Origin of the sequence: Yersinia aldovae 670-83, assembly GCF_000834395.1 — a bacterium.
GTDB classification, from domain to species: Bacteria; Pseudomonadota; Gammaproteobacteria; order Enterobacterales; family Enterobacteriaceae; genus Yersinia; species Yersinia aldovae.
The window spans coordinates 3,921,188-3,945,471 of the sequence record NZ_CP009781.1 but is presented as its reverse complement, the minus strand read 5'-3'; the positions used below and the strand labels follow the sequence as shown (position 1 = coordinate 3,945,471).

The following is a 24,284-nucleotide window of genomic DNA, read 5'->3' as shown; positions in this document are numbered from 1 at the left end:
GCCGTTGAGAAAAAACTATGCCGCTAACGACTAATAGTTCGACTACCGCCAAACCGCAGGAAATTGCGGCCATCGACCTGGGATCTAACAGCTTCCATATGGTTATTGCTCGCGTCGTCAACGGTGCGTTGCAGGTTTTAGGCCGCCTAAAGCAACGCGTCCATCTGGCGGATGGTTTAGACCAGAATAACATGCTCAGTGAGGAAGCCATTGAGCGGGGGCTGGCTTGTCTGGCGCTGTTTGCCGAACGCTTGCAAGGCTTCTCGCCAGATAACGTGTGTATTGTCGGCACTCACTCCTTGCGACAAGCCGCCAACGCTGAAGTCTTCCTTAAGCGCGCCGTCGAGGTTATCCCCTATCCAATCGAGATCATTTCCGGTCAGGAAGAGGCACGACTGATCTTTATGGGCGTAGAACACACCCAGCCGGAGAAAGGCCGCAAGTTGGTGATCGATATCGGTGGTGGCTCAACTGAACTGGTAATCGGCGAAGACTTTGAGCCTCTGTTGGTTGAAAGCCGCCGCATGGGATGTGTCAGTTTTGCCCAGCAGTTCTTCCCGCTCGGTGAAATCAGTAAGAATAATTTCAAACGCGCCCGTCTCGCCGCCGCGCAAAAACTGGAAAATCTGGCGTGGCAATATCGGATTCAGGGCTGGCAGTATGCCCTGGGTGCATCCGGCACCATTAAGGCGGCCTACGAAGTATTAATTGCGATGGGAGAGAAAGACGGCCTGATCACACCGGAACGCTTGGAAATGCTGGTCGAACAAGTGCTGCAATTCAAACACTTCTCAGCCCTTAGCCTGCCGGGGTTATCTGAGGATCGCCAATCGGTATTTGTACCGGGTTTGGCGATTCTATGCGGCGTGTTCGATGCATTAGCGGTCAAAGAGCTACGCTTATCTGACGGTGCCCTGCGTGAAGGCGTGCTATACGAAATGGAAGGCCGTTTCCGCCATCAGGATATCCGTCAACGCACTGCCAAAAGTCTGGCTGAGCATTACAATATCGATAGGGAACAAGCTCGCCGGGTGCTGGAAACCACTGAACAACTCTATACCCAGTGGCTGGCGCAGAATACCAAGTTGGTACAACCACAGCTTGAAGCTTTACTCCGATGGGCGGCGATGCTGCATGAAGTCGGTTTGAGCATTAATCACAGCGGGATGCACCGCCATTCCGCTTATATTCTGCAAAATACCAACTTACCGGGCTTCAATCAGGAGCAGCAGTTACTGCTGGCGACTCTGGTGCGAATGCACCGTAAGGGGATCAAGTTAGACGAATTACCGCGTCTGAACTTATTCAAGAAAAAATACTATTTGCCGCTAATTCAGTTATTACGTCTGAGCACATTGCTGAATAATCAGCGCCAATCGACCACCACACCAGAAAGCTTGCGTCTGATAACCGACGACGGCCACTGGACATTACGCTTCCCAGCCGGTTATCTGGCGCAAAATAGTCTGGTTCAGCTGGATTTTGAACGCGAACAGGCTTATTGGGATGATGTGGTTGGCTGGAAGCTTCTTATTGAAGAAGCACCAGAAGAGGCCGATGATACTGTAGCCAAAGAGTAATCAGCACAGCTAACATTAATTTGAGATAAACCCCCTGGCAACGCCAAGGACGCAGGTTTACCCAAAGTTATTGGGATTGCAGCCAAGGCAGCAAGTGAACAAATCCCGATGAGCTGACCCCCGTCAGTGATTCGGGTGCGTGAGGGCAGCTAGCGCCGCTGCAATTTCAAATACGAAGGGCAAAGGTAAATGATGAGAAGAAGGCCATCAACACAGCTCACAAAAATCATCTTATTGGTGAGTTTTCTTATTCTGTTTGGCCGTTTGTTATATGCCGGGATGGCCTCTATTTCTCATCATCAAGAGCGGCGTGAAGCGCTGCGGGTTGAGCTGTCAGTGGACGGTGAACTTCCTGGTCCGCATGAGACTGATTTCAGTCCCTAGACTTTATCTAAACTCGCCCATACTTACTCTATATACCCGAAGTCATTGATGGTGCAGCAAGTTAGCAAGTAAATGAATCCCGATGAGCTGACTAAAGTTAAGTTATTGGGGTAAGTGAGCGCAGCGAATACGGCAGCAACTTCAAGAACAAAGGGTATACAAGGACACACTATGCCAGTGCCTATAATTCCGGTGTCACTTTCTGCCGCGGTTAAAAAAACCGCTAAAAATAATGCTAAAAAACTGGCCGAAACACGCAACCGGATACTTTCCTTATTACTGAATAATAAAGAGTTGGTTGACTGTATTCTTGGTCGTCAGGCCGAACGAGAAAAGCTCAGTGATGAGCAGTTGTTAGCGCAAACCTCTGAAATCAAAAATCTGCTTGATGACCTGCACGCAGCCGACCTCGCCGACTTACTGGAAGCCTTGCCCCATGACGAACGGCTGGCACTGTGGCGGTTAGTCAAAAACGAGAAACGTGGTCAAACCCTGGTTGAAGTCTCTGAAACCGTGTGGGATTCGCTTATCAAAGAGATGAGTGATAAAGACCTGTTAAAAGCCATGCGCACCTTGCATGTAGATGAGCAGGCTTATCTGGCTGAATATCTGCCACGTAACCTGATGGGCCGCTTGCTCACCTCATTGGACCCAGACCAACGGGCCAGAGTTCGTGAAGTTATCCAATATGGCCGTGACACGGTTGGCCAGATGATGGATTTCGAGCTGGTCACGGTGCGGGCAGATGTCACTCTCGCCACGGTGCAACGCTATTTGCGTTATCGGAAAAACATTCCTGATGCCACCGATAAAATATTTGTTATCGACGAGAAGAACACCTTACTTGGCGAACTGCCACTGACCGCGATCCTACTGAATTCACCAAATGCGATGGTGTTTGACGTGATGGAGAGCAACCCAACCACTTTCCAGCCAGAACAAAAAGCGGAAGATGCCGCCGGTGCCTTTGAACGTTATGACTTAATCAGTGCGGCGGTGATTGATGCCAAAGGTAAACTGATGGGCCGCCTGACCATCGAAGAGATAGTTGACGTGGTCAATGAAGAGAGCGATACCACCCTGCGCCGGATGGGGGGGTTAAGCCCGGAAGAGGATGTGTTCTCCCCGGTAGGCCGTGCGGTGCGTACCCGCTGGTCGTGGCTGGCAATCAACCTTTGTACCGCCTTTGTCGCATCACGGGTTATCGGCTTATTTGAAGACACCATCTCGCAGCTAGTCGCACTGGCCGCATTGATGCCCATTGTCGCCGGAATCGGCGGTAATACCGGCAATCAGACCATTACCATGATTGTGCGCGCGCTGGCGTTACACCACATTCAGCAGGGTAATATCACCTTCCTAATGCTAAGAGAGCTGGGTGTTGCGCTGATTAATGGCCTGGTCTGGGGCGGCATTATGGGAGTGGTCACTTATCTGTTATATGGCGATCCGGCAATGGGTGGCGTCATGACACTGGCGATGATGCTTAACCTATTAATGGCGGCGCTGATGGGGGTTATCATCCCGATGACAATGGCCCGTTTAGGCCGTGATCCGGCAATAGGTTCCAGTGTGATGATCACCGCTATCACAGATACCGGTGGGTTCTTCATCTTCCTGGGGCTGGCCACCCTATTCTTAGTGCCGTGATTATGATAATAAATGAATAGTTATCAACCTCGTTTTTCTATACTAAACTTTTGAATACGGGCGTTTTTTGAATATTGTATGATTTTTAACGTGGTAGGTTTCTTCAGCGGAAACTGAGTGGTTGGCGGGCAAAAAGAAGGCGTAATATGGATCTTAGCGCATCCGAAAAATCGGCACCTGACAATAGAACCATTTTACACATCACTATCATCAGCATAGTGGTGTTTTTGCTGGCACTCTTTTGTATCCGCCTTTCTGAGCAATCTGAAAATCTGGCCCCCCTGTGGTTCCCAACCGCGATCCTGATGGTGGCATTATTCCATCATCCCTCGCGCTATTGGCCGCTACAACTCTTGATGGCGGGGTTATGTATCATTGCGGCCAATTTTATCTTATACGGCGTCAGTGGGTTCCCGGTTCCACTTACGCTGATCAATCTGGCCGAATCTACCGTAGGAGCCTGGCTCCTGCGCAAGCTGCTGCACCCTAAAGATCCTCTCAACAATTTGTTCAGTTGGCTCAAATTCTCGGTTTGTACCGTTATTATTGTTCCGCTGCTCAGTGGGTTGGCAGCAGCCTGGTATCTGGCACCGCAAAGTGGCGAGTTTATCCAGGTGTTTACTGTATGGTTTATGTCCGAAGCCATCGGTATGCTGGCACTAGGGCCGGTAGGGTTGCTTTATCGCCGTGGCTACTTCAATGTTGCTACCAAGTCCAAGGCCCTGTTCAACATGATTTTGATGTTGATAGTGTCACTGGCCGCCTGTTATATCGGGCTGGTTTATCTGCCTTTCCCTTTCACATTTATCATTATGGCGCAGATTTGGGTCGCAATACGCTTGCCGCGTTTTGAAACATTTACCATCTGTTTTTTCGCCACATTAATGATTGCAATGATGATCAATTTCAATCTGTTCGTTCTACCTGGCGATACTAAGCTCTCGGTACAGGCATTTTCCTTTATTCCATTATTGATGGTACTGATACCACCACACGCGATGGCGATGGTTATGCACTCTTTTCGTATGGAAAAAGAGCATATCATCGAAAGCGAAAACCGTTTTCGTAATGCGATGGAATATTCGGCTATTGGTATGGCGCTGGTTTCGCCAGAAGGCCAATGGATGCAGGTCAATAAGGCCTTATGTAAGCTGCTGGGCTACAACCAGGAAACCTTACTTACTCTGAATTTTCAGCAAATCACCCACCCGGATGATCTCTGCGCTGATCTGAAATTATTGGATGATTTGTATCATGGCGTTATTCCCAGTTATTCGATGGAAAAGCGCTATATTCGCAGTGATGGCGACGTGGTGTGGGCTTTATTGGTGGTCAGTGTGGTGCGTGACCATGAACAACAGCCGCTCTATTACATCGCGCAGGTGGAAGATATTAATGATTTGAAAAGAACGGAAATCATTAACCGCCGCCTGATGGAACGCATCACGCTAGCTAATGAAGCTGGCGGTATTGGTATCTGGGAGTTAGATGTCAAAAAGCAGACTATCAGTTGGGATAAGCGGATGTATGAACTTTATCATATTCCGCTTAATACCCCGGTTGATGACAATGTCTGGCGTCGACACATTCATCCGGAAGATCTCAATCGGGTGAACCGTGAATACAGTGCCGCTCTCAATCAACGTAAACCTTACCGTCTTGAGTTCCGTTTGTTATTGCCCAACGGTGAGATCCTCCATCTGCGCAACCAGGCCAATATGATTTGCGATAAAAATGGCGATATCCTGCGTTTAATTGGTACCACGCTGGATATGACTGAGCTGCGCAATCTGACCGAAGAGCTGCACGAAGAAAAAGAGCGGTTGCACATCACGCTGGATTCTATCGGTGAAGCCGTAGTTTGTACGGATCAGGATATGAACATCACCTTTATGAACCCGGTCGCCGAGAAGATGACCGGTTGGGCGAATACTATCGCGCTGGGCCAGCCCATCAGTGAAATTGTCAAATTGACCAACGGGGTCGACGGGCCAGAAATTAGCAATCCCATTGAGCATTGTTTGACTAACCGCCCATTCTCCTCACTGAATGCATCGATGGTATTACATCACCGCGACGGGCAGTATTATGATATTCAAGAGTCGGTCGCACCGCTAAAAACGCTGGAAGGGCATATTGTTGGTGCTGTTTTGGTGTTCCAGGATGTCGGCGAGTCACGCGCCATGATGCGTAAACTCAGTCACAGCGCATTGCATGATAATTTGACCGGCCTGCCTAATCGCGCTGATTTTGAGATCAGACTCAAAGCAGCCATTCAGAAAGCTTCCGACCTCGATCAGCAACATGCATTGGCATTCCTCGATCTCGACCATTTTAAAACCATTAACGACACCGCCGGCCACCCCGCCGGAGATGCCTTACTGAAAGAGCTGAGTCAGTTGATGCGACAGCACTTACGTAGCAGTGATTGTGTGGCACGCTTAGGGGGGGATGAGTTCGGTCTGCTGATGCTTAATTGCACCCTGCCCCATGCTAAAGCCATTACCCAAAGCTTGGTTTCCATAATCAATGGCTATCATTTCTATTGGGAAGATAAGCTGTACCGCATTGGTGCCAGCGCGGGTGTGACACAAATCAGCAGCAGTAATAATCAGCGCAGTGAAATTATGGCTCAGGCAGATATCGCCTGTTATACCGCCAAACGCAGTGGTCGTGGCCAGGTTTATTTGTATCAGCCACAGCAAAAACAGTTACTGGCACGCCAGCACCAATTACCTAGCCTCGAAAATATAGAAAGCATTATCAATAATAACCAACTGTCACTGCTGATGGCACCCACCGCGCCGCCTAAAACCCCGCTGTCAGTCTGCTTCTATCAGGTCAGTGTCGAAGTTACGCGCTCAGATGATATGTTCATTAGCCAGGCCGCCTTTGAAGAGGCTGCGCTGCTGTACGGTTTATTACCGCGGGTAGATAGCTGGGTTTGTGAACAGTTGCTGCTGACGCAGGCCAAAGCCATTAATCGCAAAGGGTTAGCACTGGCTATCCCGTTGTCTGAAGTGGCGCTGCTCAAAGAGGAATTCCGCCAATCATTGCTGACACGGGTACAACAAACGCAGTTAACGCCGCAAAGTCTGTACTGGATAGTTGATGAATCAACACTACTGCAATACCCGCTGGTGGTGGGTAATTTCCTCGCCAAGCTACAACAACTGGGTTGTAAGTTAATTATTAAAGAGTTCGGCCATAACCTGAATGATTTTGACCTACTGACCGCTCATACCATTGATTATTTAAAATTTAACAGCGAGCTAATTACTAACATTCATACTAATCAAATGGATGAAGTATTGATTTCAATTATCAATGGCACCGCTCAACGCGCCAGTATCGGCACGATTGCAGGCCCGGCAGACTTACCGCTGACGCTCACTAAATTGATCAGTCTCGATGTAGCACTGGCAGATGGTGAAACTATTGGCCCCGCAATCCCCCTACGTGACTTACTCAACAGCGGCTATTTTTCCGTCAAATAACCCGCTCATAATGTTACCCTCACCGCCCCCATTAAAAAATCATTGACATGAACATTGCCCCGCTGCTCACTCTCGGGTAAAGTCGCACCCCTTTATTTGGCCTGGGGAGCAATTATGTTCATTGGATTTGACTACGGCACAGCCAACTGCTCGGTTGCCGTGATGCGGGATGATGCTCCCGAATTGCTAACGCTGGAAAATAACGACGTCTACTTGCCCTCCATGCTGTGCGCGCCAACACGGGAAGCGGTGAGTGAGTGCCTGCACCGCCACTGGCAGGTGCCGACCGGCAGTGACGAAAACCAGCAATTATTACGCCGGGCCATTGCATTCAATCGTGAAGAAGACATTCCTGTGGCTGCCGACAGCCTGACATTCGGCCTGTCAGCCCTCGCCCACTATATCGAAGATCCCGAAGACGTTTACTTTGTAAAATCGCCCAAATCCTTCTTGGGTGCCAATGGCCTAAAACCACAGCAACTGGCGTTGTTTGAAGATTTGGTCTGCGCCATGATGTTCCATATCAAACGTCAGGCAGAATCGGTGCTGGCCGCCGACATCAGCCAGACGGTGATTGGCCGCCCGGTGAACTTCCAGGGTTCTGGCGGTGAAGACGCCAACCGTCAGGCGGAAGGGATCTTACTGCGCGCCGCCCAACGCGCGGGTTTTCGCGATATCGCCTTTCAGTTTGAGCCAGTGGCTGCCGGGCTGGATTTTGAAGCCACACTAACAGAAGAAAAAACTGTGCTAGTGGTGGATATCGGCGGCGGAACCACTGACTGTTCAGTGCTACTGATGGGGCCAAAATGGCAGGGTTTGGCTGATCGCCAGCAAAGTTTATTGGGCCACAGTGGTTGTCGCGTCGGTGGGAATGATCTGGATATCATGCTGGCGTTTAAGCAACTGATGCCGCTATTCGGCATGGGGGGCGAGACTGAAAAAGGCATTGCGATGCCATCGCTGCCATACTGGAATGCGGTTGCCACCAACGATGTTCCGGCTCAGAGCGATTTCTATAGCAGCGTCAATGGCCGCTTCCTGCGCGATTTGATTCGTGATGCGGCCAATCCACAACAAGTTGAACGCCTGTTGAAAGTCTATCAGCAGCGTTTGAGTTACCGCTTAGTGCGGGCCGCAGAAGAGAGCAAAATTGTGCTGTCCGAACAGGCACAAGTGGCGGCAGCACTGAGCTTTGTTGAACCAGAATTGGGCCAGACCATCAGCCAACAACAACTGGCAGAGGCTATCACTCAACCACTGCAACGCATCCAGGAGCAAGTCAGTCTGGCGCTTTCTACCAGTCATATCACGCCAGATGTGATTTACCTGACCGGCGGCAGCGCGCGTTCACCGTTACTACGCGCGGCCTTGCAGCAGCAGTTACCGGGAATCCCATTAGTGGGCGGCAATGATTTCGGCTCAGTTACCGCCGGGTTAGCGAGGTGGGCGCAGACGCTATATCGGTGATATTGATATTGATGGTGGTAATTGGTGATTGATTATCAGTGATCGATTCGGTTGTTAGAGCAGACCGGATCATCTTTCGGTTGATAGTCGTTCAGTGATCACTTTACCTCTGCGGCCTCAACCGAGCAGGAGGGCAAGCCGGCCCTCCTGCACCTGCGGCTTGCGCGAAATATTACTGCTATTCGCAGTCCCCTCCGGCAGCCGTTGGCCTTATCGAGCCAGCGCGAGTCGCTTCCTGCTCCAGCGCGCTTTTCGCCGCCGTCCATGGCGGCTCACTCGGGCCATCGTCTTTGTCGGTAATATTCCTGATTGCGCTCAACATCAAAACCATGATTTTTAGGTTTTGAAGTTTAAAAGCACATTTGAGCCGCCGAGTGAAGAATGGAGCAAGGGAAATCCGCCATGGACGGCGGATTTAGGCGTCACGCGGAGGGACCCGCATAAAGCCGTCCCGCCAGCGAAATGATGAATCGAGGGAACCCACGCAGTGGGCAGGCGATACGTGCGCAAGCGCGGGATTCCACAAGGGGGCCGCTGCCCCCTTTGGCGGTTGGTTCATCGGAGGTTAAGTTAACTCAGTTGCTCTAACAACCGAACCAATCCCCCTATTCCCCTATTCCCCCAATTAATCCCCCTCTCCCAAAAATTCATTCCCAATCACTTTCAAACCACTTACAACAAACTAAATAAGCCTACTTCCAAACAATTCCAATAAAAATAATCATAACAATTCCGTCTTAATCACTATATTAAGGAGAATTTCCAACATAACTAATAAACTGACCCGCCTTAGTGAATTCCACCCTCTATTACCCAACATTAATTCCAAAGCATTTCCATTTATTTTTATATTTCAGGTCACTATATTAGCTGCCAAGATGAGATGGCGACAAACACCTTTCATTGCAAAATCGGCCATTGGGGCCAAATAACTTAATAATTAAACATTACCATTAACTACCGCGAACTATTTCGGGTTGGAGATTTATTATGAATATCACTATGAAAAAGAAACTGATTGTCACCTCTTTACTGGCAGCATCTGTGTTTACCTCTGCGGCGAATGCAGCAACCGGCAATATTAATATTACCGGTTCAGTCACAGCGACACCTTGTGAGGTTGCAATTAATAGTGGTGTCGCTGGTACTACGCATTCACTTACCATGCCTAATATCTTTGGGAATGATATCCCCGTGAGTGCAGGTCCAATTGACAAAGAAGCATCTTTTGAAATTAAATTAACGAGTTGTCCAACCGGTGCCAAAAATGCTGAAATTAAATTCACTGGTACTGCAAGCGGTGCTGATATCGAACTGCAAGACAGTGGCAAAAAAAATGAGACCATCGTGCTGAATATACTTAAAAAAGGCTCGGCATATACCATTGGCTCAACTGACACTCAAGCAATTACTAATGGTAATGCCACTTTTGATTATAAATTAAAATATAAGACAACCAAACCTCGAGCAGACGTCAAGGCCGGTGATTTAACTGCCGCATTGGGCTATGAGATTACATATAACTAATCCCTTCTACAGGAATAAAGTTAGCAGCCCTTAGCGGCAATCCTTTTATGACTGATTTATGAGTTATACCTTCACTACCCCGTGCGGTTATTGCGCGGGGCGTGATTTTATTTTCATTATTGCTATCGCGGTAATAACACACTTGTATTAGAGAGAGAATTTTCATGCCGTGGTTCAAATCACTATCGTTAATTTTACTATTATCCGGCGCGGTAAACACGGCGCAGGCCGGTATTTCGGTCGGCGGCACCCGTATTATTTATGATGGTGCAAAAAAAGAAGCCACTTTATCCGTTAACAATCAGGATAAAAATACCCCTTATTTAATTCAAAGCTGGGTCGATAATATCGAGGCCTCCAATAATAACAAAGCACCCTTTATCATCACCCCGCCATTATTCCGTTTAGATGGTGGGCAGGAAAGCAACCTGCGTATTTTATTAGCTGGCAGAAATTTGCCGCAAGACCGCGAATCGGTGTATTGGCTGAATGTCAAAACCATTCCCGCCAGTAAAAAAGGCGATGGCAACCAGCTATTTATCTCGATTAAAAATCGCATCAAATTATTTTACCGCCCAGCAGGGCTAGCGGGTAACGCCGCTGATGCCTACAAAGCGCTGCGCTTCTCACGCCACGGCAAGCAGTTGCAGGTGAGTAACCCCACTGCCTATCACGTCTCCTTCCATACCCTAAAAGTGGGTAGCAGTGAAATCAAAGGCGCGCTGATGGTGGCCCCACAAGGCACCTTGACGGTTGATATTCCTGCGGGCGCGTCCGGTTCGGTGAGCTGGCAGGCGATTAATGATTTTGGCGGCACTTCCGATGTTGCCACTGCCAGCTTATAACCCCGGATGACTACCATGACACAGCGACATTCTGCTTTACCGCCCAACCGGCGGGCTTTAAGGCTGGCGATTCAGTTGGCGCTAGGGTTAACCGCGTTGTCGGCCCCCGCCTGGGCTGAGGATTACTTCCATCCCGGTTCATTAGAAATTAAAGACGCCAGTTATGCGGCGATTGATCTCAGTGTGTTTTCGCAATCCGGCGCGCAGTTGCCCGGCACCTATCGGGTGGATATTTACCTTAACGGCCAGCAGATAGAGACACGCGACGTCAATTTCATTGCCGCTAACGGCAGCTTACTGGCCGAAATCACCCCACAGCAACTGGCCGATTTAGGGGTGAAAGTGGCCGCCTTTCCCGCCTTGCAACAGCAGCCTGTAGATGTGCCACTGACGCAATTGAGCGAATTTATCCCAGCCGCCAGCAGCAGTTTTGATATTAATCACCAGCGGCTGGATTTAAGCATTCCGCAGGCGGCGCTGAACAGTCAGGCACGCGGCTATATTGACCCGAAACAGTGGGATCAAGGTATCCCCGCGTTGATGGTCAACTACAACCTGAGCGGTGCCAATAGCTGGCAGGATAACCAGCCGGGCAGCAATAGCAGCCATTTCCTCAACCTGCGCAGCGGGCTGAACTGGGGGCCGTGGCGCTTGCGCAACTATTCCACTTACAGCCAAAGCAGCAATGGTGAAGCAGAGTGGAATAACATTACCAATACCTTACAGCGCGATATTCACGCCATCAAAGGGCAACTGACCCTGGGTGACAGCTACACCCCCGGCGATATTCTGAGTGGCGTGCCATTCCGTGGCGCGCTGTTGGAATCCGATGACAGTATGTTGCCCGACAGCCTGCGAGGTTTTGCCCCGGTCATACGCGGTATTGCCGACAGCAACGCGCAGGTCACCATTCGTCAGAATAATAATGTGATTTACCAAACCTACGTGCCACCGGGGGCTTTCGCCATTAACGACCTATTCCCCACGGCTTCCAGTGGTGATCTGGAGGTGACCATCAAAGAGGCCGATGGCAGCGAACGCAGTTTTAAACAGGCATTTGCTGCCGCGCCCATTATGCAGCGCGAGGGCAGCCTAAAATATTCCCTGAGCGCCGGTCAATACCGTGGTGGCGGTAACGGCAGCCCTACGCCGCACTTTGCCCAGACCTCGCTGGCCTACGGTATGCCGTACAGCTTTACCCTGTATAACGGCTTATTGATCTCGTCTGATTATCAGGCCGGGGCGCTAGGCGTGGGAATTGGCTTAGGCCGTGTGGGGTCAGTATCAATGGATGTGACCCAAGCCAAAACCACCTTTACCGATCAAACAACCCGTCAGGGGCAATCTTACCGCCTGCAATATGCCAAAAGTTTTAGTGAAACCGGCACGAACTTCTCGCTCGGTAGCCACCGCTACTCCACCGAGGGTTTTTATGATTTCAGCGAAGCTAACCAACTGACCGGCGTGGGCAGCATTAACTCGCTGGGGCGCAACAACTCTCAGGTGCGTAACAACAAGCGCAGCCGTACCCAGTTTCATATCAGCCAGTCACTGAGTGACTTTGGCAGCCTGTATCTTTCCGCTTATCAGCAGGATTACTGGCAGCGCAAAGGCTACGAACGCAATGCCACACTGGGCTACAACGTAAATATTCACGGTATCAATTATGGGTTGAATTACAGCTATAGTCAGACGCCGGGCCAGCAGCAAAACGATCAGCGTACCAGCCTGAGTGTCAATATTCCGTTGAGCAAATGGCTGCCTAATAGTTGGGCCAACTACAGTATTAACAACAATAAAGGCGGCACAACCAGCCAGCAGTTGGGGCTGAGTGGCAGTGCGATCGATAATAACTTGAGCTACAGTCTGCAACAAAGTCGCGCCAATCGTGGCGGTGGCAACAGCGGTAGCCTAAGCAGCAGTTATAGCGCGGCTTACGGCCAGTTAAATGCCGGTTATAGCTACAGTGCGAACAGCCGTCAGTTGAACTATGGCCTGAGCGGTGGTGTGCTGGCGCACCCTTACGGCGTTACCTTGTCACAATCTCAGAGCGATACCTTGGTGTTGGTACGCGCGCCCGGAGCCAAGGGCGTTGGCGTCGGCAATGGCCGCGGGGTGAAAACCGACTGGCGTGGCTATGCAGTGGTGCCGTATGCCACCCCTTATCGCCAAAACAGCGTGGCGCTGGATACCCAAAGTATGGGTGACAATATCGATATGGATATCACCAGCCAAAACGTGGTACCCACCCGCGGCGCGGTGGTGCTGGCTAACTTTACGCCGCGCCTGGGCAGCCGGGTGCTGATTAACCTCAGTTATCAGGGCAAGCCAGTGCCATTCGGCGCAATGGCCAGCTTGCAGGATGATGCAGCAGACAGCACCAATAGCAGTATCGTCGGTGATGACGGTCAGGTGTATCTCAGCGGCGTGCCGGATAACGGCAATTTGCAGGTGCAATGGGGCAATCAGGATAAGCAGCAGTGTAGCACCGCATTTACCTTACCGGCAGCGGATACCAATACCACCTCGGCAGTGCGCATATTGGATGCGGTTTGTCGGTAAAATAAACTTAGGATGACGGGTTAATAGTAATTAACCCGCTGCGTCTTCTTATTCACTTAACAGGATATTATGTTTACTTTCAAACTTATGGAAAATGAAAATAAACCCACCATGAATAAACTAATGTTATTATGTATATTGTTATTTATTCCGACAGTAACAAATGCAGCTGTAAAGTCGACTAGCTGTATATTTAACGGAAACAATAAAGTAGACGTAAAATCAATAAGAATAAATAATGGAGGAATGAAAAATAAAGAGCAAGAAATAGGACGCAACACTAAATATGTAGGTTGTAATATAATGGTAAGTAAGTACATAAATGGAAACGATAGAGAACTAGTCGTAAAAATTAACGCGAACAAACCATCAATCCCTGGCCGCCCGAATACTTACACAACAAATCTTAATGGCGTTGGCATAAAAGTTAACTTTGATCTAAAGCAAAATAAGACTGCCTGTAGTGACGGACATGAAACTCCTACTGATAATGGCGTAGAATATAGATGTAAGATACCTACTGGGGGGCTAATGACTAAGAAGGGCAATCAGAATGAATGGGAGGCTATAAATTTCACCACAACTCTTGTTATTTTAGATAGTAAATTTTCTACCGGTTTGATTAGTGATCTCCCTACATTCAATTACACTTACTACATGGAAACTCAAGGCCAAGGCACAGCCCAAACAATTCCAAACATCGAAGTTATTTCGACTGGACTTTCTTTATTAGCTAATAGCTGCACCCTTGACACCCCAGATATCAATTTTAATTTAGGGAAACAACAACAAGTTAATTTCACTGGCATCGGCCCAAAAGGTAATGGACTAACAGAAAAAATAAAATTAACCTGCGATCCCGATACTAAATATTCATTTCACGTTACAAGTCCAAGTAAGTATCCTAATAAGGGCGTAATTGAATTAGACTCAGGTTCAAGTGCTACCGGAGTGGGAGTGCAATTAATAGCCAACGGTAAGCCAGTAGAAATAGGCAACCCTATGGAAGTTGGCACGTCAAAAAATGGTAACTCACAAGAAACCATCGATATCACCGCTCGCTATTATCAGACCGAAAATAAAGTCACCCCTGGCACCGCCAATGCTACCGCCACATTTACCATGACTTATCAATAACAAAGAAAATGGTGGTGGCAGTGAGTTAACTTCACTGCCACCGTAGCGGCCGTTGTCAATAGTCAGAATAGGGTTTTCCCAGAAAGTCATAAACCACGGCCATTTTATCCAATTTATACTTTCTCTGACCGCAGCTTAATTCCGCAACATAAATATTCCGTTTAATTATATAACTGTTAGATTAACTGGAAGTAATAAACGTTATGCCAAGAGAATTTTTTATGTGGTGGTTTAAACCGCTATTATTTATTGCCTGTTTAAACGGTGCGATACATTCTGCTCAAGCGAATGTATTAGCCGATGAAAGTACCCCACTGTTTATGACTATTAAACAGCGTGTCACTCAACTTTACCGTTTGGCCGAACTGCCTAATACACTGGCTAATGCTTATAAAACACTGACTTTCTCACGTCACGGTAATCAGTTGCAGGTCAGCAACCCGAGCGCGTATCGCATCTCTTTCCATAGCCTGAAAGTAGGTGGCAATGAGATTAAAAGTGTCAGCATGATTGCAGCAAAAAGCACACTAACGCTTCCGCTGCCTGCGGGTAACTCTGGTTCGGTAAGCTGGCAGGCCATCAGTGACTTCGGTGGTATTTCGCCAGTGGCAACGGCCATTATTGTGAATAATAGTCATCTGAGTCATGAAGGTTAATTTGCGCGGCGCTACTGAGCACAACAGAAGATGATATTTAATGGATAACTGGATGAAAATCCCAAAACATTCCCTTACCGGCCAGCTAATTTTATTATTAGTTATTATATATGGGTTTATGCCTACCATCAGTTATGCCAATATCCAATGTGATATTGATAAACTTAAACCGACTGAAGTAAGACTAACCCCTATTACCATCTATAGCACTGATCTCCCTGGTACCTCGAAAAATATGTATGCGCGAGGTATCCGACTGGATTGCTCACTTGCCAATCCCCAACAAAATTTTGGAAGACTCGTTTTTGAAATGGATCCGGCGGCTCGCATTAATGCCGCTTATCCTGAAGCATTTGATACTAACTTAGCCGGCGTAGGTATTAAATTTGAAGTAACTGGCAACCCAGGTGTCTGCACAATGTTGGATGCAACAAAGATAGTCTGTACTATCAATCCTACCCCCAAGGTTCAGCGGGTTCATTTTGTTATTCGAAGAAGCTTTTTTAAGACTGCAGCCATACAAGAATTTGGCCCTATTAATATTCCCCAAGGTTATATTAAGTATTATCTGGAAAACGATGGCCCTGGCAACGCCAAAAATCTGCCCGGTATACTTGACGCGGCCTCAGGGATAGTCAATAAAAATGGCTGCACGCTAAATACACCCAATCTCAATTTTAATTTAGGTGAACATCAGCAAAATACTTTTAAGGGGATTGGTAACACCGGACAAGAAATAACCCAGCCGATTATTTTATCTTGTAACCCGAAAACCAAATATAGTTTGAAAGTTAACGAGACCAGCACCGGTGTTCCGGGGGTGATTAAACTGACTCAAGAACCCGGTGTCGCCACGGGTATCGGCGTACAGTTGCTAGCAGGTAAAAATAGAGCCCCTATCGTATTGGGCAGTTCCCAAGAAATGGGTACCTCGATGGCCGGCAGTAAGGATTTAGAGCAAACTATAAATATCACCGCGCGCTATTATCAAACCGACACTAAAGTCACCCCTGGCAGCGCTAATGCCAGTGTGACATTTACTATGACTTATGAGTAGTGGTATGGAGGTTCGGTCAGGCTTCGGTTGAGAATCGTACTGTGTTCATATGAACCCTGTAGCCTCAACCGAGTCAAGCCGCAGAGGTAAAGTGATAAATGAACGAGTATCAACCACCCGAAACAGTTTTGAATGTCAACATTGTAAGCTCCGCTCCCCAGCCCCTGACAATACTTTCATATTTCCTCCATTTTTATCCGCTCAATGCCCGTTAAACTAGTAACATATCTATACTCGACCTCTTTCATGATGCAGATGTGTTGGCTGCACCTCGAAATCTATCGGGTATAAATTCTAATTGATTGCACTCCAGTGCAGCTAACCAGAACATATAAGGGACTCACCGCCATCATGAAAGCTCAATCCAAACGCACTTCCCGCCTATTGGTGTTATTGGGGGTAGCGGTGGCGATTATTGTTACTGTGTTTATATGGCGTCATTTCAGTGCAACCCCGCAGAACAGTGCGCCCGGCGCGCAACAAATTGCGAGTGGCAACAGCTCCGCCCGCGCTGGGGGGCGGCGTAATATGCCAATATCGCCAGTGCAGGCCGCCACCGCGACCGAACAAGCGGTGCCACGTTATCTCACCGGTTTAGGCACAGTGCTTGCCGCCAACACCGTGACGGTCACCAGTCGGGTCGATGGTCAGTTAATGGCGATTCACTTTACCGAAGGCCAGCAGGTCAATGCCGGTGACTTATTAGCGGAAATCGATCCACGCCCTTATCAGGTGTTACTCACTCAAGCACAGGGCCAGTTAGCCAAAGATCAGGCCACACTGGATAACGCGCGTCGCGATTTAGCCCGTTATCAGAAATTGATCAAAACCAACGTAGTTTCTCAACAAGAACTCGATACCCAAGCCTCGCTGGTTCGCCAAAGCGAAGGTAGCGTAAAAGCTGATCAGGGCGCTATCGATAGCGCCAAACTGCAACTGACTTATAGCCGTATTACCGCGCCAATTTCCGGCAAAGTCGGGCTTAAACAAGTGGATGTCGGTAACTACATTACCAGCGGCACCGCCACTCCGATTGTGGTTATCACTCAAACACATCCGGTCGATGTGGTCTTTACCCTGCCAGAAAGTGATATCCCAGCCATTATGCAAGCGCAGAAAAATGCGGCAAAAAATAATACGACTGTTCCGGTTGAAGCCTGGGATCGCACCAATAAACAGCTACTGGCACAGGGTTATCTACTCAGCCTCGATAACCAAATTGATACCACTACCGGCACCATCAAACTAAAAGCTCGCTTCAATAATGAAGATGATGTGCTGTTCCCGAATCAATTTGTCAATGCGCGCATTAAAGTGGATTTACTGCAAAACGCTGTGGTGGTACCAACCGCAGCGGTACAGATGGGCAACGAAGGCAGCTTCGTCTGGACATTAAATGACGAGAACAAAGTCAGTAAGCACTTGGTTACCACTGGGATTCAGGATAGCAAACAAGTGGTTATCAGCGCTGGGCTGGATGCCGGTCAACGTGTGGTGACCGACGGTATTGATCGCCTGACGGAAGGGTTACAAGTTGACGTCATTACCCCACGCGCCAGCGTGGAAAAACCGGTACAAGGGGAGAATACAACGCATAAAGGCAGAAAACGCGTTGCGGATACCGCCACGGAGAAATCCTGATGCAGTCGATGCCTGCAACACCGGGTGGTGGGCCATCACGCTTGTTTATCCTGCGGCCAGTTGCCACGACATTATTTATGATTGCCATCCTGCTGGCGGGGATTATCGGTTACCGCGCCTTACCGGTTTCCGCCCTGCCGGAGGTGGATTACCCCACCATTCAGGTGGTCACACTCTATCCCGGCGCGAGTCCGGATGTGGTGACCTCCTCCATTACCGCACCACTAGAACGTCAGTTTGGCCAGATGTCTGGCTTAAAACAGATGGCGTCACAAAGCTCCGGTGGCGCGTCGGTCATCACCTTGCAATTCCAACTGGTTTTGCCGCTGGATGTGGCAGAACAAGAGGTGCAAGCGGCCATTAACGCCGCCACTAACCTGCTGCCAACCGACCTGCCTTATCCGCCGATTTACAGTAAAGTGAATCCTGCCGATCCACCGATCCTGACGCTCGCGGTGACCTCCACGGCTATTCCGATGACGCAAGTGGAAGATATGGTGGAAACCCGTATCGCGCAGAAAATCTCGCAAGTTACCGGCGTCGGCCTGGTCACTATCTCTGGCGGCCAGCGCCCGGCGGTGCGGGTGAAACTGAACGCCCCCGCCGTTGCAGCCTTGGGGCTGGACAGCGAAACCATTCGCACCGCCATCAGTAATGCCAACGTCAATTCGGCGAAAGGCAGTCTGGATGGGCCAACCCGCTCGGTGACATTATCGGCTAATGACCAGATGAAATCGGCTGAGGATTACCGCAATCTGATTGTTGCTTACCAAAATGGCGCGCCAGTTCGCTTGCAGGATATCGCTACCATCGAGCAGGGCGCAGAAAATAACAAACTGGCGGCGTGGGCCAATAGCCAACCGGCCATCGTGCTGAATATTCAGCGCCAGCCGGGGGTTAACGTGATAGCCACCGCCGACAGTATTCGCGAGATGCTGCCGGAGCTGATTAAAAGTCTGCCTAAATCGGTTGATGTCAACGTGCTGACTGACCGCACCACCACGATCCGCGCCTCAGTCAGTGACGTGCAATTTGAGTTGTTGCTGGCAATTGTATTGGTGGTAATGGTGATTTACCTGTTCCTGCGTAATGCGGCCGCCACCATCATCCCCAGCATTGCGGTGCCGTTGTCATTGATCGGGACGTTCGCCGCGATGTATTTTCTCGGTTTTTCCATTAATAACCTGACATTAATGGCACTGACCATCGCCACCGGTTTTGTGGTCGATGACGCCATTGTGGTGATAGAGAATATCTCTCGCTACATCGAAAAAGGCGAGAAACCACTGGATGCCGCGCTGAAAGGGGCTGGTGAGATTGGTTTCACCATTATTTCACTGACCTTCTCATTGATTGCAGTATTAATTCCACTGCTATTTATGGGCGATATCGTCGGTCGTCTGTTCCGCGAATTTGCCGTAACGCTGGCGGTGGCAATTCTGATTTCAGCCGTGGTTTCCCTCACCCTGACCCCCATGATGTGCGCGCGGATGCTCAGTTATGAGTCACTGCGCAAGCAGAACCGCCTGTCACGCGCCAGTGAGAAGTTCTTTGACTGGGTCATTGCCCACTATGCGGTGGCGCTGAAAAAAGTGCTTAAGCACCAATGGCTAACCTTGGGTGTCGCGGTGAGCACCTTAGTGCTGACAGTGCTGCTTTATCTCATGATGCCGAAAGGATTTTTCCCATTACAAGACAACGGGCTGATTCAAGGCACACTGGAAGCGCCACAATCGGTTTCATTCAGTAATATGGCAGAACGGCAACAGCAGGTCGCGGCCATTATTCTCAAAGATCCGGCGGTGGAAAGCCTGACCTCGTTTGTCGGCGTGGATGGCACCAATGCCACCCTCAACAATGGCCGGTTGCAGATTAACCTAAAGCCGCTAAACCGCCGTGATGACCGCATCCCCGAGGTGATTACCCGCTTGCAGCAAAGTGTGGCGAGCGTGCCAGGCATCAAGCTCTATTTGCAACCGGTGCAAGATCTCACCATTGATACCCAACAGAGCCGGACACAGTATCAGTTCTCCCTGCAAACCACCTCACTGGAGGAACTGAGCGCCTGGGTGCCGAAACTGATCCACGAATTGCAGCAGCAAGCTCCCTTCCAGGATGTCACCAGTGACTGGCAGGATAAAGGTTTGGTGGCATTTGTGAATGTCGATCGTGACAGCGCCAGCCGGTTGGGAATAACGATGTCAGCTATCGATAGCGCGCTATATAACGCGTTTGGGCAACGGCTGATTTCGACGATTTATACCCAAGCCAACCAGTATCGGGTGGTGCTGGAGCACGATGTTAAAGCCACGCCAGGACTGGCCGCGTTCAACGATATTCGTCTGACCGGCAGTGACGGTAAAGCGGTGCCATTAAACAGTATTGCCACCATTGAAGAGCGTTTTGGCCCACTGTCTATCAACCATTTGAATCAGTTCCCGTCTGCCACTATCTCGTTCAATCTGGCTGCGGGCTATTCATTAGGTGAAGCGGTAAACGCGGTGATGAAAGCCGAGCAAGAGATTCAACTACCAGCAGACATTACCACCCGTTTCCAAGGCTCCACGCTGGCGTTCCAGGCTGCACTCGGCAGCACGCTATGGCTGATTATTGCCGCGATCGTGGCGATGTATATCGTGCTCGGCGTGCTATATGAAAGCTTTATTCACCCGGTCACTATCTTATCAACGCTGCCGACCGCCGGTGTTGGGGCACTGCTGGCACTGATATTGACCGGCAATGAGCTGGATGTGATCGCTATTATCGGGATCATTCTGCTTATTGGGATCGTGAAGAAAAACGCCATCATGATGATCGACTTTGCGCTGGCCGCCGAGCGCGATCAGGGCATGACCCCATATGACGCGATTTATCAGGCTTGCCTGTTACGTTTTCGCCCAATTCTGATGACCACACTGGCGGCGCTGTTTGGTGCTTTGCCGCTGATGCTCAGTACCGGAGCCGGTGCCGAGCTGCGCCAGCCGCTCGGGGTGTGTATGGTCGGTGGGCTGATTGTCAGCCAAGTACTGACCCTGTTCACCACCCCGGTTATCTACCTGTTATTCGATAAACTGGCGCGCAATACCTACGGCAAAAATCGCTATCGTCAGCAGGATATTGATGCACCCGAATTGCCAAACGGGCGGGAGCTGCCGTGAAATTCTTCGCTCTGTTCATCCAGCGCCCGGTGGCCACCACTTTGTTGACACTGGCAATAACGCTAAGTGGGGTGATCGGCTTTAGCTTACTGCCGGTTTCACCGCTGCCACAGGTTGATTATCCAGTGATTATGGTCAGCGCCTCTATGCCAGGTGCTGATCCGGAAACAATGGCATCGTCGGTTGCCACCCCACTGGAACGTGCCTTGGGCAGAATTGCTGGGGTCAATGAAATGACCTCAACCAGTTCATTGGGTAGCACGCGGATTATTCTGCAATTTGATCTTAGCCGCGATATTAATGGCGCGGCGCGCGATGTGCAGGCTGCACTTAACGCCGCCCAAAGCCTGCTGCCAACCGGGATGCCCAACCGCCCGACCTATCGTAAGATGAATCCGTCCGATGCGCCCATTATGATAATGACGCTGACTTCGGATACTTTCACTCAGGGCCAATTGTATGATTTCGCCTCAACCCAATTGGCACAGAAAATCGCTCAAACGGAGGGCGTCAGCGATGTCTCCGTCGGCGGCAGCTCTCTGCCAGCGGTACGGGTTGAGCTGAACCCCAGCGCATTATTCAATCAAGGCGTATCACTGGATGCCGTGCGTCAGGCGATCAGTGCCGCCAACGTGCGCCGCCCGCAAGGATCGATTGATAGCAGTGAGCAGCACTGGCAGGTGCAGGCCAATGATGAAATCAAAACCGCCGAGGGTTATCGACCGCTCATCATTCACTACAACAATGGCTCACCGGTACGGCTACAGGATGTCGCTAATATCAAAGACTCGGTACAAGATGTGCGCAATGCCGGGATGTCTGATGGTAAACCCGCCATTCTGTTGGTGATCAGCCGTGAGCCAGGCGCAAATATTATTGCCACGGTTGACAGGATTCGGGCAGAACTCCCTGCCCTGCGTGCCTCGATCCCCGCCTCAATTACGTTAAATATCGCCCAGGATCGCTCCCCAACCATCCGCGCGTCACTTGATGAAGTGGAGCGCTCACTGATTATCGCCGTGGCACTGGTGATTCTGGTGGTATTCCTGTTCCTGCGATCCGGTCGTGCCACGCTGATCCCCGCCGTTGCAGTGCCGGTTTCGCTGATCGGCACGTTTACCGCCATGTACCTGTGCGGTTTTAGCCTCAATAACCTGTCGCTGATGGCGCTGACCATCGCCACCGGTTTTGTGGTCGATGATGCCATCGTGGTGCTGGAAAACATCTCTCGCCATTTGGAAGCGGGAATAAAACCGATGGCTGCCGCTCTGCGTGGGGTGCATGAAGTCGGTTTTACCGTGCTGTCGATGAGTATCTCGCTGGTAGCGGTGTTTATTCCACTGCTGCTGATGGAAGGGCTACCGGGGCGCTTATTCCGCGAATTTGCCGTTACATTGTCGGTGGCTATCGGTATCTCGCTGATCATATCTCTCACTCTGACACCGATGATGTGCGCCCATTTACTGCGCGCACAGCCAGCCGGTCAGCAACCACGTATTCGCGGTTTCGGTAAAGTGCTGCTGGCTATTCAGCAAGGTTATGGCCGCTCGCTCAATTGGGTGTTAGGCCATACGCGCTGGGTAATGGCTGTGCTGCTATCAACTATCGCGCTGAATATCTGGCTCTATATCAGTATCCCAAAAACCTTCTTTCCCGAGCAAGATACCGGCCGCATGATGGGCTTTATTCAAGCCGATCAGAGTATTTCGTTTCAGTCGATGCAACAGAAACTGAAAGATTTCATGAAAATTGTCAGTGCTGATCCGGCGGTTGACAATGTCACCGGTTTTACCGGTGGCTCGCGCACTAACAGCGGTTCGATGTTTATCTCGCTCAAACCATTAAGTGAACGCAAGGAGAGCGCACAGCAAATTATCACCCGTTTGCGCACCAAACTGGCTAAAGAACCGGGTGCCAGCCTGTTCCTCTCTCCGGTACAAGATATTCGGGTCGGTGGTCGTCAGGCCAATGCCAGCTATCAATTCACTCTGTTGGCTGATGACTTGGCCGCGCTGCGCGAATGGGAACCGAAAGTTCGCGCTGCACTGGCTAAATTGCCGGAACTGGCTGATGTTAACTCCGATCAGCAAGATAAAGGCTCGGAGGTGGCGCTGACTTATGACCGTGAAACGATGGCGCGGCTGGGGATCGATGTATCCGATGCCAATGCACTGCTAAACAATGCGTTTGGTCAGCGGCAAATTTCCACCATTTATCAGCCATTGAACCAATACAAAGTAGTGATGGAAGTGGCACCACAATACACGCAGGATGTGAGTTCGCTGGATAAGATGTTTGTGATTAACAGCAGCGGTCAGTCAATTCCACTGTCTTACTTTGCCCAATGGCGGCCTGCCAATGCGCCACTGGCGGTTAACCATCAAGGCTTATCCGCCGCCTCGACTATCTCATTTAATTTGCCTGACGGGGGAAGTTTGTCTGAGGCAACCGCCGCCGTTGAGCGCTCCATGACCGAACTGGGCGTTCCTGCCAGTGTGCGTGGCACATTTACCGGCACCGCGCAGGTGTTCCAGGAAACGCTGAAATCTCAGCTATGGTTGATTATGGCCGCCATCGCCACGGTATATATTGTGCTGGGGATTTTATATGAGAGTTACGTTCATCCGCTGACTATCCTCTCAACCCTGCCCTCCGCCGGTGTTGGGGCGCTGCTGGCACTGGAACTGTTCGATGCTCCCTTCAGCCTGATTGCCCTTATTGGCATTATGTTATTGATTGGCATTGTAAAAAAGAACGCCATCATGATGGTGGATTTTGCTCTCGACGCACAACGTAACGGCAATCTCAGTGCCCGCGATGCCATTTTTCAAGCCAGTTTGCTACGTTTTAGGCCAATTATGATGACGACACTAGCGGCCTTGTTCGGCGCGCTGCCGTTGTTATTGGGCAGTGGCGATGGAGCAGAACTGCGCCAGCCATTGGGAATAACGATTGTCGGCGGGTTAGTGATGAGCCAGTTGCTCACGCTGTATACCACACCGGTGGTTTATCTCTACTTTGACCGATTACGCAGCCGCTGATGAGGCTGGAGTAACATGACAGCGGCGACGAATATAACCATCGTTAATACCACCCTGCTCTCGATGGTAGCTAACCGATTAA

At 50.0% G+C, this 24,284-nt stretch carries 15 protein-coding genes; 14 read left to right on the top strand and 1 reads right to left on the bottom strand.

Features of this window, described 5'->3' with window-relative positions:
• Window positions 1-17 precede the first annotated feature (17 nt).
• The 5 genes from ppx to yegD all read left to right on the top strand — a co-directional run bounded on the left by ppx (window position 18) and on the right by yegD (window position 8,578).
• Window positions 18-1,580, top strand: a complete 1,563-nt coding sequence (gene ppx / locus AT01_RS17680; protein WP_042548080.1) for an exopolyphosphatase — start codon at window positions 18-20, stop codon at window positions 1,578-1,580.
• Window positions 1,581-1,772: 192 nt separating this feature from the next.
• Window positions 1,773-1,964, top strand: a complete 192-nt coding sequence (locus AT01_RS17675; RefSeq protein WP_042548079.1) for a YfgG family protein — start codon at window positions 1,773-1,775, stop codon at window positions 1,962-1,964.
• Window positions 1,965-2,135: 171 nt separating this feature from the next.
• Window positions 2,136-3,614 (top strand): magnesium transporter, encoded by a 1,479-nt coding sequence (gene mgtE / locus AT01_RS17670; RefSeq protein WP_042548078.1) that lies wholly within the window; start codon window positions 2,136-2,138, stop codon window positions 3,612-3,614.
• 146 nt (window positions 3,615-3,760) lie between these two features.
• Entirely contained in the window at window positions 3,761-7,111 is a 3,351-nt protein-coding gene (locus AT01_RS17665) for a diguanylate cyclase (RefSeq protein ID WP_042548077.1), read from the top strand.
• 114 nt (window positions 7,112-7,225) lie between these two features.
• A complete protein-coding gene (gene yegD, locus AT01_RS17660; RefSeq protein WP_042548076.1) occupies window positions 7,226-8,578 on the top strand; it encodes a molecular chaperone in 1,353 nt (450 codons plus the stop codon).
• A 178-nt stretch (window positions 8,579-8,756) separates the two neighbouring features.
• Here yegD and AT01_RS22070 read toward each other — a convergent pair whose 3' ends face one another.
• Window positions 8,757-8,900 carry a hypothetical protein gene (locus AT01_RS22070; protein WP_167335163.1) on the bottom strand — a complete coding sequence of 48 codons (144 nt, stop codon included), beginning with the start codon at window positions 8,898-8,900 and terminating at the stop codon, window positions 8,757-8,759.
• 680 nt (window positions 8,901-9,580) lie between these two features.
• Here AT01_RS22070 and AT01_RS20305 point away from each other — a divergent pair.
• The 9 genes from AT01_RS20305 (at window position 9,581) to mdtC (ending at window position 24,202) form a co-directional block, all read left to right on the top strand.
• Window positions 9,581-10,105 (top strand): fimbrial protein, encoded by a 525-nt coding sequence (locus tag AT01_RS20305; protein WP_144404955.1) that lies wholly within the window; start codon window positions 9,581-9,583, stop codon window positions 10,103-10,105.
• Window positions 10,106-10,269: 164 nt separating this feature from the next.
• Window positions 10,270-10,950 (top strand): fimbrial biogenesis chaperone, encoded by a 681-nt coding sequence (locus AT01_RS17650; protein ID WP_042548075.1) that lies wholly within the window; start codon window positions 10,270-10,272, stop codon window positions 10,948-10,950.
• Window positions 10,951-10,956: 6 nt separating this feature from the next.
• Complete coding sequence (locus AT01_RS17645) at window positions 10,957-13,512, top strand: fimbria/pilus outer membrane usher protein (RefSeq protein ID WP_042548074.1); 2,556 nt, start codon at window positions 10,957-10,959, stop codon at window positions 13,510-13,512.
• Between the two features lie 69 nt (window positions 13,513-13,581).
• Window positions 13,582-14,649, top strand: a complete 1,068-nt coding sequence (locus tag AT01_RS22385; RefSeq protein ID WP_052489982.1) for a fimbrial protein — start codon at window positions 13,582-13,584, stop codon at window positions 14,647-14,649.
• A 221-nt stretch (window positions 14,650-14,870) separates the two neighbouring features.
• Complete coding sequence (locus tag AT01_RS17635; protein WP_052489981.1) at window positions 14,871-15,305, top strand: fimbrial biogenesis chaperone; 435 nt, start codon at window positions 14,871-14,873, stop codon at window positions 15,303-15,305.
• A 52-nt stretch (window positions 15,306-15,357) separates the two neighbouring features.
• Window positions 15,358-16,362, top strand: coding sequence for a fimbrial protein (locus tag AT01_RS22380; RefSeq protein ID WP_235427190.1), 1,005 nt, complete (start codon window positions 15,358-15,360; stop codon window positions 16,360-16,362).
• A gap of 351 nt (window positions 16,363-16,713) precedes the next feature.
• Window positions 16,714-18,003, top strand: a complete 1,290-nt coding sequence (locus tag AT01_RS17625) for an MdtA/MuxA family multidrug efflux RND transporter periplasmic adaptor subunit (RefSeq protein ID WP_042548073.1) — start codon at window positions 16,714-16,716, stop codon at window positions 18,001-18,003.
• Complete coding sequence (locus tag AT01_RS17620; protein WP_042548072.1) at window positions 18,003-21,161, top strand: MdtB/MuxB family multidrug efflux RND transporter permease subunit; 3,159 nt, start codon at window positions 18,003-18,005, stop codon at window positions 21,159-21,161. The genes AT01_RS17625 and AT01_RS17620 overlap by 1 nt, the downstream gene beginning before the upstream one ends.
• Window positions 21,158-24,202 carry a multidrug efflux RND transporter permease subunit MdtC gene (gene mdtC, locus AT01_RS17615; protein WP_042548071.1) on the top strand — a complete coding sequence of 1,015 codons (3,045 nt, stop codon included), beginning with the start codon at window positions 21,158-21,160 and terminating at the stop codon, window positions 24,200-24,202. Before AT01_RS17620 ends, mdtC begins: the two co-directional genes overlap by 4 nt.
• Window positions 24,203-24,284: the final 82 nt, after the last annotated feature.